We start from the raw sequence: 16,374 nt of genomic DNA, 5'->3' as shown, positions 1-16,374 counted from the left end.
GTGCTTTTTTTACGCTTTTCACGCATTGGCTCGGGGGGAGTACCGCGCCGTGGACAGGACATCTAAGCGCCCTTTATTTATTACACAGAGTAAAATAAATCACTCCAGGTTTGTTTGACGGCTATCACGTTTCAGCTTAAGACGGCCGAAAAACTTTCAGTAATTTACAAAAAGGATGTCTGGATGTGTCTAAAAACACCATCACCGCCCCAAATGAGGCGGTGAACTTTACTCGCTTTGCTTATTAATTACGAGCCTAAAAAAAAACAGGTGTATCAGACAGATTGCAGGCGGGCGGGGTCTATGTGGAACAGATTTGCGAAGTTTTCCGTCGTGATGTGGGCCAGCTCATCGATGCTGACGCCTTTCAGAACGGCCATATACTCTGCAACATCTCTCGTCATGGCTGGCTGGTTCTCTTTACCGCGATGCGGTACCGGTGCCAGGTACGGCGAGTCGGTTTCCACCAGGATACGATCGAGCGGAACATAGCGCGCTGCATCACGCAGCTGTTCTGCGTTACGAAACGTCACGATCCCCGAAAACGAGATATAAAAGCCCAAATCAAGCAGCTTGCCCGCGGTTTCTCTGTCTTCTGTGAAACAGTGTAGTACGCCACCGCAATCCGTCACCTTTTCTTCCTGCAGGATCGCCAGCGTATCCGCGCGGGCGTCGCGGGTATGCACGATAACCGGCTTGTTCAGCTCGCGGCCAATACGGATATGGTTGCGGAAGGACTCCTGCTGGCGGGGTTTTGTTTCCGGGGTGTAAAAATAGTCCAGCCCGGTTTCACCCATTGCGACCACGCCCTCTTCCGCCGCCAGGCGGCGTAAGTCTTCCACGTCGTAGGCTTCATCCTGATTCAGCGGATGGACGCCGCAGGAGAACGCCACGTTATCGCGCTCGCCCACCAGGTCACGCATGGCACGATAGCCCGGCAGCGTGGTCGCTACGGCCAGGCAAAATTTCACATCGCGGGCGGCGGCTTTCGCCAGCACATCGTCCACGTTTTTATGCAGGGATTGATAATCCAGGCCATCAAGATGGCAGTGTGAGTCGACTAAAAACATAATGTCTCTCTCAGAGGTGGGAAACGGGCGGTATTACGCCGGGTTGCAGATAGTGTTCAATACTCAGCAGCCGATCGGTCAGCACAAGCTCGCGGTTAAGCCCCGTCACGCTCAAGAGCTGTTCGCGGCTCTGGCAAACCTCATGAAGGATTGCGCGCAGGGAAGTACCTGACAGGCGGTTCGCCAGCGTATTCACCAGGGGCCAAACGTCAGGGTTGCTCAGCAGCGTGGCTCCCTGCTGCAGCTTAAGCGAATCCAGCAAAAGTGCGGCCAGCCAGTGCAGACGCTCTGCGGCCTGGTCGCTGTTCAGCGCAGGCAGCACACTCAGCCAGTCACCGCTGTCCAGTGCAGTTTCAACAGCCCGGCAGAGCGCCTCGCGCTGCGACCAGACGTCTTTCTGCAGCAAAGCCAGCGCCGCAGCCGGTGCACCGCTGCTCAGGCGCAGCGCAGCCAGCATGACTTCTTGTGACGCCGTCACTTCACGTGAAAGCCAGGTCAGGGACCAGGCTTCCTGAGGTGCGGCAAGGTGGTGAAGACGGCAGCGGCTGCGCAGCGTCGCGAGTAATCGTCCGGGCTCACGGCATGACAGGAAGAACCACGTCTTTTCCGGCGGCTCCTCCAGCGTTTTCAGCAGCGCGTTGGCCGCCGCCTCGGTCAGTATGGCCGCATCTTTCAGCCACACCACTTTTGCACCGCCCAGCCGCGCGTGTTCATATAATTTCTCGCTGACTTCACGCACGGCGTCAATCCCGAGCGTGCTTTTACCCTTTTCAGGCTCCAGCGTGTAGTAGTCAGGATGCGTACCCGCCTGCATCAGCTGGCAGCCGCGACATTTACCGCAGCTTTTGTGCCCTTCCGGCTGCTGGCACATCAGGAAGCGGGTGATGGCGTAAATCAACGCATCGTCACCCATTCCCGGCAGCGCCTGAATCAGTAACGCATGATGCCCCCGCCCGGCCTGATAGCTGCCGATCAGCTGTTCAAAATGCGGGCGCAACCATGGATACCATTTCATGCCTGCTGCTCCTCTACCCACTGCATGACGGTACGCTGAATATCCCGCGTAACGTCTTCCAGGGATTGCGTCGCATCGATGGTGCGAATGGAGCGGTCCTTACCGGCAAGTTCAAGATAGCGTGCTCGTGTACGATTGAAGAAGTCGAAAGACTCTTGCTCAATGCGGTCCAGCTCGCCGCGCGCGCGGGCGCGTTTCAAACCCACTTCTGGCGTCACGTCCAGATAGAGCGTCAGATCGGGACGAAAATCGCCGAGAACGGCGTCACGCAGCGTGGCCAGCATGGTCTGGTCAATACCACGGCCCCCGCCCTGATAGGCCTGGGTCGACAAATCATGACGATCGCCAATCACCCATTTGCCTTCCGCCAGGGCCGGTTTGATAACCGTCTCAACCAGCTGCACGCGCGCCGCGTAAAACATCAGCACTTCAGCCTTGTCAGTGATAACTTCGTCGCCAACGGATTTAATATCCAGCACCAGGCTGCGCAGCTTTTCCGCCAGCTGAGTACCGCCCGGCTCGCGGGTGAAAACCATCTCCGCGACGCCAAGCGTTTTAAGGGTATCGACCACCACGTTGCGGGCGGTGGTCTTACCCGCCCCTTCAAGTCCCTCAATGACAATGTATTTACTGCGCATTTTTTTCCTTAAGTGCCTTCAGATAGTCCTGAACAGAGCGATTGTGGCTGGCAAGGTTGGTGTTAAAGGTATGTCCCCCTTTTCCATCCGCCACAAAATAGAGATACGGTGTTTTAGCCGGATGCGCGGCGGCGTTGAGCGACGCTTCGCTCGGCGTGGCGATCGGGCCCGGCGGTAAGCCGCTAATCACGTAGGTATTATACGCCGTTGGCGTCTCCAGATCTTTTCTGGATATCTTGCCGCTGTAGCTCTCGCCCATGCCGTAGATAACGGTCGGGTCGGTCTGCAGCCGCATACCGATGCGCAGGCGGTTGATAAACACCGAGGCGACCCGATCGCGCTCTGCCGCAACCGCCGTCTCTTTTTCGATGATGGAAGCCATCGTCACAAACTGGTTTTGATCGTTATACGGCAGGCCGTCAGCGCGCCCTTTCCATGCAGACTCCACCGCCGCAACCATCTTTTTGTGTGCACGCTTCAGGATAGCGACATCCGTTGTGCCTGCGGTGTACATCCAGGTATCCGGCCAGAACCAGCCCTCCACCCACTCGGGATGCTCGAACTTCAGCACCTCAGCCACCGTCTGATAGCTATCATCCTTCAGCGTGTGCTTGATATACGGCGCGTCGCGCAGCTGTTTGAGGTAATCGCTCAGGCGCATGCCTTCAACAAAGCGCAGCGGAAACTGTGCTTCTTTACCGCTTTCCAGCAGCTGCAGCATCTCCCTCACCGTCATACCCGGGGTGAAGCGATACGTACCGGCTTTGAAGTGAGAAAGCTCGGGTTCAATGCGCAGTAGCCACTGGAATACGCGTGGACGATTGATAATTTTGTCCCCGTAAAGCTGCTCGCCCAGCGCCATTCGCCCGGTGCCGGCTTTAAGGGTAAAAATCGTCTCGTCTTTAATCAGGATTTTACTGTCCGCCAGCTGGCGAACCTTCCACATTCCTGCTCCGCCAGCAATAACCAGCACGACGATGAGAAGGAGGACAAAGCGCAACATTTTCTTCATGACTATAGAGTGTGCTCACATATCGGGGCTAAAAACTGAAACAGCTCACGCGAAGACCAGCAGCGTTGGCCATACGCACGAACGGGAACAACGGGCATCAGCGCGTTGCAGATGATAACTTCATCAGCGGCCAGCAGCGCGTCTTCCCCTGCGCTAACTTCGACAACGCGAAAACCAGAGTGTGCCAGATACCGTAAACAAAACTGGCGCATAATACCTTCCACCCCAGCCTGCTTCAGGGAAGGCGTGAATACGTCACGGCCCTTCCGCCAGAGTAAATTAGCCGCACAGCATTCCGTAATGCACCCTTCGCTGTCAAGAACCAGCGCCTCATCGGCGTCCGTCTGTTCAAGATGAGTACGGATCAGTATCTGTTCCAGCCGGTTAAGGTGCTTTATACCGGCAAGCATCGGATTACGCCCCAGACGGACGGGACTGAGGGTCAGGATCGCGCCCTCTTCACGCCAGCGCTCATAGTGGGCAGGATACGCGGACACGGTCAGTATGCGCGTAGGATGCACGCAGCTGGCCCCGCTGTAGCCGCGACCACCGCTGCCGCGGCTGATAATCGCCTTGAGAACACCGCTGCGCTTTCCTGAAGCCAGCTGTCTCATTTCGCGCCGCAGCGAGTCCCAGTCCGTATAGGGGATCATTAACCTTTCACAGGCCGTTTGCAGGCGAAGGATATGCGCGTCGAGCAGACAGATATCGCCGTTAAGAATGCGTGCCGTCGTAAAGCAACCATCACCAAACTGAGTCGCCCTGTCGCTGGCAGGAAGAGAATCTTGCTCACGACCATTGATCAAAAACATGGTGGCTCCTTCTACGTGGAGGATCAGTCTGGCAGGATGTCCTGAACCGGACAAGAAGATTACACTTAATAAAAAAGGCCCGACAAGCGGACCTTTTTTTCGTCAGGGGCTAACCGGACTCAGACCTTTTTGAAGATCAGCGAGCCGTTAGTGCCACCAAAGCCGAAGGAGTTACACAGGGTGTACTCCATACCGCTAACCTGACGCGCTTCGTGCGGCACGAAGTCCAGATCGCAACCTTCATCCGGATTGTCCAGGTTGATGGTTGGCGGAACGGCCTGATCGCGCAGCGCAAGGATGGAGTAGATTGACTCTACAGCCCCCGCCGCACCTAACAGGTGACCGGTCATGGATTTCGTTGAGCTGACCATCACGCGGCTGGCAGATTCGCCGAAGATAGACTTAACAGCCTGAGCTTCTGCTTTATCGCCCGCAGGGGTAGAAGTACCGTGCGCGTTAACGTAGCCAATCTGTGCAGGGGTAATACCCGCATCACGAATCGCGTTTTCCATTGCCAGCGCAGCGCCTGCGCCGTTCTCTGGAGGTGACGTCATGTGGTAAGCATCGCTGCTCATACCGAAACCAACGATTTCAGCATAAATTTTCGCACCGCGCTTTTTCGCATGTTCGTACTCTTCAAGTACGATCATACCCGCACCGTCGCCGAGCACGAAGCCATCACGATCTTTATCCCACGGACGGCTTGCCGCCTGAGGGTTATCGTTACGGGTAGACAGCGCACGCGCCGCACCAAAACCGCCCACACCCAGCGGGGTACTGGCTTTTTCAGCACCGCCAGCAACCATAGCATCTGCATCGCCGTACGCAATGATACGCGCGGCCTGGCCGATATTATGCACGCCAGACGTACATGCGGTAGCGATAGAAATGCTTGGCCCACGCAGACCGAACATAATGGTCAGGTGTCCTGCCACCATGTTCACAATCGTGGACGGAACGAAGAACGGGCTGATCTTACGCGGGCCGCCATTCATCAGAGACGTATGGTTTTCCTCGATCAGGCCAAGACCGCCAATGCCGGAGCCGATAGCGGCACCGATACGGGTTGCGTTCTCTTCCGTAATGACAAGGCCAGAATCCTGCATGGCCTGTACGCCAGCGACAATTCCATATTGAATGAAGGCATCCATCTTGCGCTGTTCTTTGCGCGAGATGATCTCTTCACAGTTAAAATCCTTTACTAAGCCAGCAAATTTCGTTGCATAGGCGCTAGTATCGAAATGGTCGATTAGGCTGATGCCGCTCTGACCGGCAAGGAGAGCTTTCCAGGTGGACTCTACGGTATTGCCGACAGGAGACAACATGCCAAGTCCGGTCACAACTACACGACGCTTAGACACGCTTGTCCTCCAGGGAGGGATAAAAAAAGAGATTCGTGGGACTAAAAAAGATAAAACTCAGGCGGTCGAATGACCGCCTGGAGATGTTCACTTACGCCTGGTGACCGTTGATGTAATCAATGGCAGCCTGAACGGTGGTGATTTTCTCAGCTTCTTCGTCCGGAATCTCAGTATCAAACTCTTCTTCCAGAGCCATTACCAGCTCAACGGTGTCAAGAGAATCTGCGCCCAGGTCTTCAACGAAGGAAGCGGAGTTCACAACTTCTTCCTGCTTAACGCCCAGCTGTTCGCCGATAATTTTCTTAACGCGTTCTTCGATAGTGCTCATACTCTTAAATTTCCTATCAAAACTCGCTTTCGCGATGGTTTTCGTAGTGTATAAAATGTTGAAAAATTTGCAACTAAATCCCGGCAGGTCTTACCACGATTTTACGTTATTTTGAGGCCATTTGCCCTAATAACGCAAATATTTTCGATCGTGATTAAACCATGTACATCCCGCCGTTGACGTGGAGGGTTTCACCAGTGATGTAACCCGCTTCGTCAGAGGCTAAAAATGCAACCGCACTGGCGATTTCTTTAGGGTCGCCAAGACGACCCGCTGGAACTGCCGCCAGTGTACCCGCACGCTGATCATCAGTCAGCGCACGCGTCATGTCCGTTTCAATAAAGCCCGGAGCAACAACGTTTACAGTAATACCGCGAGACGCAACTTCACGCGCCAGCGACTTACTGAAACCGATCAGACCTGCTTTCGCCGCAGCGTAGTTAGCCTGACCAGCATTTCCCATGGTACCAACCACAGAACCAACAGTGATAATACGACCATGACGCTTTTTCATCATAGCGCGCATTACCGCTTTTGACAGACGGAATACAGATGACAGGTTGGTTTCGATAATATCGTTCCACTCATCATCTTTCATTCGCATCAGCAGGTTGTCGCGTGTGATACCGGCATTATTTACCAGAATATCCACTTCTCCAAACTCTGCGCGAATATTTTCCAGAACAGATTCGATAGATGCAGGTTCGGTCACATTCAGCACCAGACCTTTACCGTTCGCACCCAGATACTCGCTAATGGCCTGAGCGCCATTCTCGCTGGTCGCTGTACCAATCACCTTCGCGCCGCGCGCAACCAGTGTTTCAGCAATGGCACGCCCGATACCGCGGCTTGCGCCAGTGACCAGCGCGATTTTTCCTTCAAAACTCATGGTATTCCTCTTTTATTGCGCGAGTGCCGCTGACAGTGCTTCCGGCTCGTTAATCGCCGAGGCTGTCAGGGTGTCAACAATACGTTTTGTCAGACCGGTGAGGACCTTACCAGGACCGACTTCATACAGATGCTCTACGCCCTGTGACGCCATAAACTCAACGGTTTTGGTCCACTGTACCGGGCTGTAAAGCTGGCGAACCAGCGCATTACGGATAGCTTCCGGCGCGGTTTCGCATTTCACATCGACGTTATTCACAACGGAAATCGTCGGTGCGTTAAACGTAATTTTTTCCAGCTCAGCCGCCAGTTTGTCGGCAGCAGGCTTCATCAGCGCACAGTGAGACGGTACGCTCACCGGCAGCGGCAGCGCGCGTTTGGCGCCCGCGGCTTTACAGGCTGCGCCTGCACGTTCAACCGCCTCTTTATGACCAGCAATAACCACCTGGCCCGGGGAGTTGAAGTTTACCGGCGAAACCACCTGCCCTTCAGCAGATTCTTCACACGCTTTTGCAATGGCGGCATCATCCAGGCCGATAATGGCCGACATGCCGCCCGTGCCTTCCGGCACCGCTTCCTGCATGAATTTACCGCGCAGTTCAACCAGACGTACCGCGTCAGCAAACGCGATCACGCCGGCACAGACCAGCGCAGAGTATTCGCCCAGACTGTGGCCGGCGAGCAGCGCTGGCGCTTTACCGCCCTGCTGCTGCCAGACGCGCCATAGCGCAACGGACGCGGTCAGCAGCGCTGGCTGAGTCTGCCAGGTTTTATTCAGCTCTTCTGCCGGACCCTGTTGCGTTAACGCCCACAGATCATAACCCAGCGCATCGGAAGCTTCACGGAAAGTCTCTTCAATTACCGGATAGTTTGCTGCCATTTCAGACAACATCCCAACGGTTTGAGAGCCCTGTCCCGGGAACACAAAAGCAAATTGCGTCATCTTTTAATCCTTATCCTAGAAACGAACCAGCGCGGAACCCCAGGTGAAACCGCCACCGAAGGCTTCAAGCAGGACCAGCTGGCCCCGTTTGATTCGTCCATCGCGTACCGCTTCATCAAACGCGCACGGTACCGACGCCGCAGAGGTGTTGCCATGACGATCCAGCGTCACCACAACGTTATCCATCGACATGCCCAGCTTTTTAGCCGTTGCGCTGATAATGCGCAGGTTCGCCTGATGCGGCACCAGCCAGTCAAGCGCGGTGCGCTCAAGATTATTCGCGGCCAGCGTCTCGTCGACAATGTGGGCAAGCTCAGTCACCGCCACCTTGAACACCTCGTTCCCTGCCATGGTCAGGTAAATCGAGTTGTCGGGATTCACGCGATCGGCGTTAGGCAGCGTCAGCAGTTCGCCATAGCTACCGTCGGCATGTAGATGCGTGGAGATGATGCCCGGCTCTTCGGACTGCCCCAGCAGTACCGCACCCGCACCATCACCAAAAATAATGATCGTCCCACGATCGGTTGGATCGCAGGTACGCGCCAGCACGTCGGCACCGATCACCAGGGCATACTTCACGGCACCTGATTTAACATACTGATCGGCAACGCTCAGCGCATAGGTGAAACCGGCACACGCTGCAGCCACGTCAAACGCCGGGCAGCCTTTAATACCGAGCATGTTCTGCACCTGGCACGCCGCGCTTGGGAAAGCGTGCGTAGCAGACGTCGTGGCAACCACGATCAGACCGATGTCTTCTTTATTAATGCCCGCCATGTCGATAGCACGCTGTGCGGCTTCGTAACCCATGGTGGACACGGTTTCGTCTGGCGCGGCGATACGACGTTCACGGATACCTGTGCGCGTGACAATCCACTCGTCAGACGTATCTACCATTTTTTCAAGATCGGCGTTGGTTCGCACTTGTTTTGGCAGGTAGCTGCCGGTACCTAAAATCTTCGTATACATGTACGCTCAGTCACTTTTAGCTAATACAGATCCCAGGCGAGCGGCAATCCGCTGAGGGACTTGTCGCTGCACCGCCTGCACTGCCTGTTCTATCGCGACGGAAAAGGCTCGCTGATTGGCGGCACCATGACTCTTAATCACGATGCCGCGCAATCCTAACAGACAGGCGCCATTATACTGGTCGGGGTTGAGGTGACTGAATCGCCGCGTCAGGCTTTTTTGTAACCAACGCTTCAATAAAATCAGCCACCAGGCACTTTTTTTGCCCTCTCCCTGCGATTTAAGCAAAGAAAGGAACATACGCACGACCCCTTCCATGGTCTTCAACGTTACGTTTCCGGTGAAGCCATCACACACTAATACATCCGTTTTGCCCGTCAGCAACTCATTGGCTTCGAGATAACCAATATAGTTGATGGAGGGAACCTGTTTGAGCAATTCGGCAGCGTCACGAATGCTGTCCAGGCCTTTTGTCTCTTCTTCACCAATGTTCAGTAACGCAACGCGCGGATTAGGTATCCCGACCACGTCTTCTGCCAGCACCGAGCCCATCACGGCAAACTGAGCCAGCATTGTACTATCACAATCAACGTTAGCACCGAGATCCAGCACCACCGTTTTGCCTTTCTGCTGGTGCGGTAATACCGTCACCAGCGCCGGGCGCTCAATGCCATCGATTGGCTTGAGCAATAATTTCGACAGCCCCATCAGCGCGCCGGTATTCCCCGCGCTAACGCAAGCCTGCGCTCGCCCTTCTTTCACCAGCTCCAACGCGATTCGCATAGAGCTGCCGCGGCTATTGCGTATAGCCTGCGATGGCCGGGCATCACTGGCAATAACTGACTGCGCAGGAATAATCTGCAGACGTGAACGTTGTTCGAAGTCAGCTTTTGCAAGTAATGGCGTGATTGTGTCGGGATTGCCGACTAAAAGAAGTGTGAGTTGCGAATTAGAATTCAGTGCCTGCAATGCTGCAGGCACTGTCACGGAAGGGCCAAAATCTCCCCCCATGACATCTAACGCCAGGGTTAGACGTGTCAAGGTATCGTCACTGCCTGGTTTGGTGTTTCCCCAGTTGCCTGGGGAAATCCTCACTAAGCTTCATCACGCTTGCGCGTGATTACTTAGTGATTACCTTGCGGCCACGGTAGAAACCGTCAGCAGTGATGTGGTGACGCAGGTGTTTCTCACCAGAAGTCTTGTCTACAGACAGGCTGGTAACTGCGGTCAGCGCGTCATGGGAACGACGCATGCCACGTTTGGAACGGGTTGGTTTATTCTGTTGTACGGCCATGGACCTTACTCCTCAATTACTTACGCTTTAAGCTGGCTAATACGGCAAATGGATTTGGTTTTTGCGCTTCATCAGGCAGTTCCCCAAAGACCATGTCCGCCTCGGACACTTCACAGTGTTCAGAATCATGCACCGGAACCACTGGCAAGGTGAGGATGATTTCATCTTCAACCAGAGCCAGAAGATCGATTTCACCGAATTCGTTAACCTCAATCGGCTCATACGCTTCCGGGAGTGCTTCAGCCTGTTCGTCAGAACGAACCGGACTGAAACAATACGTTGTGTGAACATGCTGTACAAACGGTTTCCCGCAACGCTGACACTCGAGCGTTACCGTCACCTTTGCATCACCGGTTAAAACGGCGAGGCGCTGGTTGTCGATAGCGAACGACATGGAGCATTCTACATCACTGTCCACACTGACTACGGATTCGGCAATACGCTCGGCCTGATCGGAAGAATAGATTCCTTCATAATCGAGGCGTTTTTGAGCCGTACGAACCGGATCAAGAGTCAGGGGTAATTTTACCTTTTGCATAGGGCGCGCATATTAACTTTGTAACGTCATAGAGTCAAAGAAAAAGGCAACCAGAGCTGCCTTTTGCCAATTATTCGCACACATTGCGGCCTGTAGTTTAAAATGGCTGGCATCGATACGCTATATCTGGTGATAAAAATATGCCAAATCTTGTTCTCGCCTCCACGTCACCCTACCGCCGAATGCTGCTGGAAAAACTTGGGTTCCCGTTTGAGTGCGCCGCTCCTGACGTAGATGAGACGCCTCAGCCCGGTGAATCACCGCGCCATCTGGTGACCCGCCTTGCGCAGGAGAAAGCGCAGTCGCTGGCCGCACGTTATCCTGCCCATTTGATTATAGGCTCCGATCAGGTTTGCGTACTGGACGGCGAAATTACCGGCAAGCCTCATACAGAGGAGAACGCCTGCCAACAGCTTTTGCGGGCGCGAGGCACTATCGTAACCTTCTATACTGGCCTGGCGCTCTATAACTCCGCCACCGGCCACCTGCAAACCGAATGCGAGCCGTTCGACGTACACTTCCGCCACCTCAGCGAGCAAGAGATTATGGACTACGTGCACCGGGAGCGCCCGCTGAACTGTGCGGGGAGCTTTAAAAGTGAAGGATTGGGGATTGCGCTGTTCGACAAGCTGGACGGTCGCGATCCGAATACGCTGGTCGGATTGCCGCTGATTGCGCTTTGTCAGATGTTGAGGCGTGAGGAGTGTAATCCGCTGACCCTGTGACTTTTGCCCAGCGGCGCTTCGCTTGCATGGGCCTACTAAACTGCGGCCTGATGCCCTCACCCCGGCCCTCTCCCACAGGGAGAGGGAGCAAACATTAAAAACGGCAACATTCGTTGCCGTTTTACGTTTACCTTAGCCGCGCAGAACCTTCAGGCAGCGTTTCAGTTGCTCATCCAGCGGCGCTTCGATACGGATAGTTTCGCCCGTATTTGGATGGGTAAACTTCAGCGCAGCCGCATGCAGGAACAGACGCGACAGCCCCGTGCCCGCTAATTGCTTATCAAACTCGCGATCGCCGTAGCGGTCATCAAACGCAATAGGATGGCCCGCAAACTGCGTATGCACGCGGATCTGGTGGGTTCGGCCTGTGACGGGACTGCAGCGCACCAGCGTGGCAAACTCATACCGCTCTTCAACTTTAAAGCGCGTCTCGGACGGCTTCCCTTCCTGATTCACCCGCACGATGCGCTCGCCGCTTTGCAGAATATTTTTCAGCAAGGGTGCCTGCACCACCTTAACGTGGGACTGCCACTGGCCGCGTACCAGCGCCAGGTAGTCTTTCTGCATCCCTTTTTCGCGCAGCTGCTCGTGCAGCGAACGCAGCGCGGAACGTTTCTTCGCCACCAGCAGCACGCCGGACGTGTCGCGGTCAAGACGATGCACCAGCTCAAGGAAACGCGCTTCCGGGCGCAGCGCCCGCAGCCCTTCAATCACCCCAAAGCTCAGCCCGCTTCCGCCGTGAACTGCCGTACCGGACGGTTTGTTAAGCACGAGGATGTAATCATCTTCATAAAGGATAACGTCACTCAGCGCGGCCACTTTTTGCAGCTTAGGCGAAACCACTTCTTCTTCACGCTCGGCCACGCGAACCGGCGGGATACGCACTTCATCACCGGCTTCGAGCTTATACTCTGGCTTCACGCGTTTTTTGTTAACCCGCACCTCGCCCTTGCGCAGGATGCGATAAATCATACTCTTCGGCACGCCCTTCAGTTGGGTGCGCAAGAAGTTATCGATACGTTGCCCCGCGTAGTCATCCGCGATAGCAACCATTTTTACGGCTGGAGTCTCTGTTTTCATGGTTGGCGATTCTAAATATCGTCAGGCATTAGCGCCACTCATTTTTCTATGCTTATATTTACTTTTATCCGGCCTGTCCCACCGTTTAGCGCAATCGATTTGGTGGTTATTAAACCAATCGCCACGTTGAAGTGAAGAAACTGTGAGTAACCGGGTGATAATTGGTAAAAGTCATCTTGCTATAACCCGGCGAGCAATGGAATAATGAATCCGTTTTCCGCGCTAAATCCGGGTTTTGTAAGGATGTCGACGGAATGACCAATTTTGTCTGACTGATCATCCACGCAGCAATGGCGTAAGACGTATTGATCTTTCAGGCAGTTAGCGGGCTGCGGGTTGCAGTACTTCCCGGTATAAGGATTGTTCTCTGGAGAGTTTTCCCAGGCAATTCCCCTGATAATTGCGCTGTGTTTCCGTATGAAATACAGGCAACCGACACTCTGCGCCTCTTAAGCGGGCGACAACCGTGAGGTTGGCGACGTGAATAGACACGAGGCCATCGGTTCATACCCCGGAAAGCGTCACCTTGCCCGCAGCTTTGTCGTCAATGTAAGAATAACGAGTAAGTTACGATGAAAAGAATGTTAATCAACGCAACTCAGCAAGAAGAGTTGCGTGTCGCCCTTGTGGATGGGCAGCGCCTGTACGATCTGGATATCGAAAGTCCTGGACACGAACAGAAAAAAGCGAACATTTACAAAGGCAAAATCACCCGCATTGAACCAAGCCTTGAAGCTGCATTTGTCGATTACGGTGCTGAGCGTCACGGTTTCCTCCCTCTGAAAGAAATCGCCCGCGAATATTTCCCTGCAAACTACAACGCTCATGGCCGTCCGAACATCAAAGATGTTCTGCGCGAAGGTCAGGAAGTTATTGTTCAGATTGATAAAGAAGAGCGTGGCAACAAAGGTGCCGCACTGACCACCTTTATCAGCCTGGCGGGGAGCTATCTGGTTCTGATGCCAAACAACCCGCGTGCGGGTGGTATTTCTCGCCGCATCGAAGGTGATGACCGTACCGAGCTGAAAGAAGCGCTGGCAAGCCTTGAGCTGCCGGACGGCATGGGGCTTATCGTTCGTACCGCAGGCGTAGGCAAATCTGCCGAAGCGCTGCAGTGGGATCTGAGCTTCCGCCTGAAGCACTGGGAAGCCATCCAGAAAGCAGCAGAAAGCCGCCCTGCACCGTTCCTGATCCACCAGGAAAGCAACGTTATCGTGCGTGCTTTCCGCGACTATCTGCGTCAGGACATCGGTGAAATTCTGATTGATAACCCGAAAGTGCTTGAGCTGGCTCGCCAGCACATCGCCGCGCTGGGTCGTCCGGATTTCACCAGCAAAATTAAACTGTACACCGGTGAAATCCCGCTGTTCAGCCACTATCAGATCGAATCCCAGATTGAGTCCGCCTTCCAGCGTGAAGTGCGCCTGCCGTCCGGCGGTTCTATCGTTATCGATACTACCGAAGCGCTGACCGCTATCGACATCAACTCCGCTCGTGCAACTCGCGGTGGCGATATCGAAGAGACGGCCTTCAACACTAACCTCGAAGCCGCTGATGAAATCGCCCGCCAGCTCCGCCTGCGCGACCTGGGTGGTCTGATCGTTATCGACTTCATCGACATGACCCCTGTTCGCCACCAGCGTGCGGTTGAAAACCGCCTGCGCGAAGCGGTGCGTCAGGACCGTGCGCGTATCCAGATCAGCCACATTTCACGTTTTGGCCTGCTGGAGATGTCCCGTCAGCGTCTGAGTCCGTCACTGGGCGAGTCCAGCCACCACGTCTGCCCGCGCTGTTCCGGTACGGGTACCGTGCGTGATAACGAATCGCTGTCCCTCTCCATTCTGCGTCTGATTGAAGAAGAAGCGCTGAAAGAGAACACCAAAGAAGTACACGCGATCGTTCCTGTGCCCGTGGCCTCTTACCTGCTGAACGAAAAACGTGCAGCGGTCAGTGCAATCGAAGCGCGTCAGGGCGGCGTTCGCTGCATCATCGTGCCAAACGACCAGATGCAAACGCCGCACTACCACGTGCTCCGCGTGCGTAAGGGTGAAGAGACCTCTACGCTCAGCTATCTGCTGCCGAAGCTGCATGAAGAAGAGATGGCCCTGCCGTCCGATGAAGAGCCTGCCGAGCGTAAACTGCCTGAGCAGCCTGCACTAGCGACCTTCATCATGCCGGAAGCGCCGCCTGAAGCCGTACTGGAAAAACCCGCCGCTAAGCCTGCTGCACAAAAAGCTGCACCGGAAGCAGCCAAAGCGCAGCCAGAACAGCCGGGCCTGCTGAGCCGTCTCTTCGGCGCGCTGAAGAAGATGTTTGCAGGTGAAGAGGTTCAGCCGGAGCAACCTAAAGAAGCACCGAAAGAAGCGAAGCCTGAGCGTCAGCAGGATCGTCGTAAACGTCAAAACAACCGTCGCGATCGCAATGACCGCAACGATCGCAGCGACCGTAACGAGCGCCGCGATAACCGTTCTGACAACAACGAAGGCCGCGAGCAGCGCGAAGACAACCGTCGCAACCGTCGCGAGAAACAGCAGCAGAATGTTGAAGATCGTGAAATTCGCCAACCGGCGGGCGACGAGTCCGAGAAGAGCAAACAGCGCGACGAGCAGCAGCCGCGCCGCGAGCGCAATCGCCGTCGCAACGACGATAAGCGTCAGGCGCAGCAGGAAGTTAAAAACCTGAACCGCGAAGCGCCTGTTGAACAGCAGGAAGCTGAGCAGGAAGAACGTACTCAGGTTATGCCGCGTCGTAAGCCGCGCCAGCTGGCTCAGAAAGTGCGCTTTGCCTCCGAGTCAACGGAAGAAACCGCAGTTGTTGCTGAACAAGCAGCGGAAACCGCGCCGAACACCCAGCTGGCTAAAGTGGACCTGCCGGCCGTGGTAGAAAGCAACGTTGAGCAGGATGAAAACGGTGAAGGCCGTGATAACGCAGGAATGCCGCGTCGTTCACGCCGCTCTCCACGTCATCTGCGCGTCAGCGGACAGCGTCGTCGTCGTTACCGTGACGAGCGTTACCCGACCCAGTCGCCAATGCCATTAGCCATCGCGTGCGCGTCGCCTGAAATGGCATCCGGCAAAGTCTGGATCCGTTATCCTGTTGCGCGTCCGGAGCAGGTTGTTGAAGAACAGGCTGTCACCGAAGAGTTGATTGCACCAGCCGCACCGGTTGAAGAATCGATCGCTGCAACCGCCACCGTGGTTGAACCTCAGGCTGTTGAAGCTGAAGCACCGCAGGCTGTTGAAGTGGAAACCACTCATCCGGAAGTAATTGCCGCGCCGGTTGATGCCGCACCGCAGCTTATCGCCGAAGAAGACGCCGCGGTAGCCAAAGAGGTCGCAGAGGAAGTTGAGCCTGCAGCTCCGGTGGAAGAAACCGCTGAAGCCGTGGTCGAAAACGTTGCTGAAGAAGTGATTCCGGACGTTGCCATCGAGGTTGAACCTGTTCGCGAAGCCGAAGAGGTGAAGGCGCCAGAGGTTAAACCTGAGCCGGTTGTTGCTGCACCAGTATCTGAACCTGCACACGTTGCGACTGCGCCAATGACTCGCGCACCTGCGCCTGAATATGTGCCAGAAGCGCCGCGTCACAGCGACTGGGTTCGCCCTGAGTTCAACTTTGACGGCAAAGGCTCTGCCGGTGGCCACAGTGCAACGCACCAGGCTACCGCGCCAGCCACCCGCCCTCAGTCCGTTGAGTAACGCTCA

General features: G+C 55.2%; 16 protein-coding genes. 2 read left to right on the top strand and 14 right to left on the bottom strand.

Annotated elements, in window-relative coordinates:
• Nucleotides 1-275 precede the first annotated feature (275 nt).
• The 13 genes from E0L20_RS12965 to yceD all read right to left on the bottom strand — a co-directional run bounded on the left by E0L20_RS12965 (nucleotide 276) and on the right by yceD (nucleotide 10,868).
• On the bottom strand, nucleotides 276-1,070 hold the full coding sequence (locus tag E0L20_RS12965) for a metal-dependent hydrolase (RefSeq protein WP_131634297.1): 795 nt from the start codon (nucleotides 1,068-1,070) through the stop codon (nucleotides 276-278).
• 10 nt (nucleotides 1,071-1,080) lie between these two features.
• Nucleotides 1,081-2,085, bottom strand: coding sequence for a DNA polymerase III subunit delta' (gene holB, locus E0L20_RS12960; RefSeq protein WP_131634296.1), 1,005 nt, complete (start codon nucleotides 2,083-2,085; stop codon nucleotides 1,081-1,083).
• Nucleotides 2,082-2,723 (bottom strand): dTMP kinase, encoded by a 642-nt coding sequence (gene tmk / locus E0L20_RS12955; RefSeq protein WP_131634295.1) that lies wholly within the window; start codon nucleotides 2,721-2,723, stop codon nucleotides 2,082-2,084. The genes holB and tmk overlap by 4 nt, the downstream gene beginning before the upstream one ends.
• Entirely contained in the window at nucleotides 2,713-3,735 is a 1,023-nt protein-coding gene (gene yceG, locus E0L20_RS12950) for a cell division protein YceG (protein WP_131634294.1), read from the bottom strand. Before yceG ends, tmk begins: the two co-directional genes overlap by 11 nt.
• A gap of 2 nt (nucleotides 3,736-3,737) precedes the next feature.
• Nucleotides 3,738-4,547 carry an aminodeoxychorismate lyase gene (gene pabC / locus E0L20_RS12945; protein ID WP_131634293.1) on the bottom strand — a complete coding sequence of 270 codons (810 nt, stop codon included), beginning with the start codon at nucleotides 4,545-4,547 and terminating at the stop codon, nucleotides 3,738-3,740.
• 119 nt (nucleotides 4,548-4,666) lie between these two features.
• Entirely contained in the window at nucleotides 4,667-5,908 is a 1,242-nt protein-coding gene (gene fabF, locus E0L20_RS12940) for a beta-ketoacyl-ACP synthase II (RefSeq protein WP_131634292.1), read from the bottom strand.
• A gap of 91 nt (nucleotides 5,909-5,999) precedes the next feature.
• Entirely contained in the window at nucleotides 6,000-6,236 is a 237-nt protein-coding gene (acpP, locus tag E0L20_RS12935; protein ID WP_003857954.1) for an acyl carrier protein, read from the bottom strand.
• Between the two features lie 154 nt (nucleotides 6,237-6,390).
• Nucleotides 6,391-7,125: a 3-oxoacyl-ACP reductase FabG gene (gene fabG, locus E0L20_RS12930; protein ID WP_010429699.1), complete on the bottom strand. Its 735-nt coding sequence runs from the start codon at nucleotides 7,123-7,125 to the stop codon at nucleotides 6,391-6,393.
• A 12-nt stretch (nucleotides 7,126-7,137) separates the two neighbouring features.
• Nucleotides 7,138-8,067, bottom strand: coding sequence for an ACP S-malonyltransferase (fabD, locus tag E0L20_RS12925; RefSeq protein WP_131634291.1), 930 nt, complete (start codon nucleotides 8,065-8,067; stop codon nucleotides 7,138-7,140).
• A 15-nt stretch (nucleotides 8,068-8,082) separates the two neighbouring features.
• Nucleotides 8,083-9,036: a beta-ketoacyl-ACP synthase III gene (locus E0L20_RS12920; protein ID WP_131634290.1), complete on the bottom strand. Its 954-nt coding sequence runs from the start codon at nucleotides 9,034-9,036 to the stop codon at nucleotides 8,083-8,085.
• Between the two features lie 6 nt (nucleotides 9,037-9,042).
• On the bottom strand, nucleotides 9,043-10,077 hold the full coding sequence (gene plsX, locus E0L20_RS12915; protein ID WP_207389449.1) for a phosphate acyltransferase PlsX: 1,035 nt from the start codon (nucleotides 10,075-10,077) through the stop codon (nucleotides 9,043-9,045).
• A gap of 79 nt (nucleotides 10,078-10,156) precedes the next feature.
• On the bottom strand, nucleotides 10,157-10,330 hold the full coding sequence (gene rpmF, locus E0L20_RS12910; RefSeq protein WP_003857964.1) for a 50S ribosomal protein L32: 174 nt from the start codon (nucleotides 10,328-10,330) through the stop codon (nucleotides 10,157-10,159).
• A gap of 16 nt (nucleotides 10,331-10,346) precedes the next feature.
• Nucleotides 10,347-10,868: a 23S rRNA accumulation protein YceD gene (gene yceD / locus E0L20_RS12905; protein ID WP_006174678.1), complete on the bottom strand. Its 522-nt coding sequence runs from the start codon at nucleotides 10,866-10,868 to the stop codon at nucleotides 10,347-10,349.
• A 140-nt stretch (nucleotides 10,869-11,008) separates the two neighbouring features.
• Between yceD and E0L20_RS12900 the strand changes: the two genes are divergently transcribed.
• On the top strand, nucleotides 11,009-11,593 hold the full coding sequence (locus E0L20_RS12900) for a Maf family protein (protein WP_131634288.1): 585 nt from the start codon (nucleotides 11,009-11,011) through the stop codon (nucleotides 11,591-11,593).
• 132 nt (nucleotides 11,594-11,725) lie between these two features.
• Here the strand turns inward: E0L20_RS12900 and rluC are convergent, their stop codons facing one another.
• The gene (gene rluC / locus E0L20_RS12895; protein ID WP_131634287.1) at nucleotides 11,726-12,673 is read right to left on the bottom strand and encodes a 23S rRNA pseudouridine(955/2504/2580) synthase RluC; all 948 of its coding nucleotides are present in this window, start codon (nucleotides 12,671-12,673) and stop codon (nucleotides 11,726-11,728) included.
• A 572-nt stretch (nucleotides 12,674-13,245) separates the two neighbouring features.
• On the opposite strand from rluC, the gene rne reads away from it, so the two are divergent.
• Nucleotides 13,246-16,368 carry a ribonuclease E gene (gene rne / locus E0L20_RS12885; protein ID WP_131634286.1) on the top strand — a complete coding sequence of 1,041 codons (3,123 nt, stop codon included), beginning with the start codon at nucleotides 13,246-13,248 and terminating at the stop codon, nucleotides 16,366-16,368.
• Nucleotides 16,369-16,374: the final 6 nt, after the last annotated feature.

It is taken from the genome of Enterobacter wuhouensis (assembly GCF_004331265.1).
GTDB lineage: Bacteria > Pseudomonadota > Gammaproteobacteria > Enterobacterales > Enterobacteriaceae > Enterobacter > Enterobacter wuhouensis.
Note: the sequence above shows the minus strand (reverse complement) of the source record. Positions and strands in the feature narration are given on the sequence as shown.

Coding starts and splice junctions, on each gene's coding strand:
- pabC (WP_131634293.1), bottom strand. CDS start 4,547: ATGTTTTTGATCAATGGTCGTGAGCAAGATTCTCTTCCTGCCAGCGAC.
- holB (WP_131634296.1), bottom strand. CDS start 2,085: ATGAAATGGTATCCATGGTTGCGCCCGCATTTTGAACAGCTGATCGGC.
- tmk (WP_131634295.1), bottom strand. CDS start 2,723: ATGCGCAGTAAATACATTGTCATTGAGGGACTTGAAGGGGCGGGTAAG.
- E0L20_RS12965 (WP_131634297.1), bottom strand. CDS start 1,070: ATGTTTTTAGTCGACTCACACTGCCATCTTGATGGCCTGGATTATCAA.
- fabD (WP_131634291.1), bottom strand. CDS start 8,067: ATGACGCAATTTGCTTTTGTGTTCCCGGGACAGGGCTCTCAAACCGTT.
- rpmF (WP_003857964.1), bottom strand. CDS start 10,330: ATGGCCGTACAACAGAATAAACCAACCCGTTCCAAACGTGGCATGCGT.
- E0L20_RS12920 (WP_131634290.1), bottom strand. CDS start 9,036: ATGTATACGAAGATTTTAGGTACCGGCAGCTACCTGCCAAAACAAGTG.
- fabG (WP_010429699.1), bottom strand. CDS start 7,125: ATGAGTTTTGAAGGAAAAATCGCGCTGGTCACTGGCGCAAGCCGCGGT.
- yceD (WP_006174678.1), bottom strand. CDS start 10,868: ATGCAAAAGGTAAAATTACCCCTGACTCTTGATCCGGTTCGTACGGCT.
- yceG (WP_131634294.1), bottom strand. CDS start 3,735: ATGAAGAAAATGTTGCGCTTTGTCCTCCTTCTCATCGTCGTGCTGGTT.
- rluC (WP_131634287.1), bottom strand. CDS start 12,673: ATGAAAACAGAGACTCCAGCCGTAAAAATGGTTGCTATCGCGGATGAC.
- E0L20_RS12900 (WP_131634288.1), top strand. CDS start 11,009: ATGCCAAATCTTGTTCTCGCCTCCACGTCACCCTACCGCCGAATGCTG.
- acpP (WP_003857954.1), bottom strand. CDS start 6,236: ATGAGCACTATCGAAGAACGCGTTAAGAAAATTATCGGCGAACAGCTG.
- rne (WP_131634286.1), top strand. CDS start 13,246: ATGAAAAGAATGTTAATCAACGCAACTCAGCAAGAAGAGTTGCGTGTC.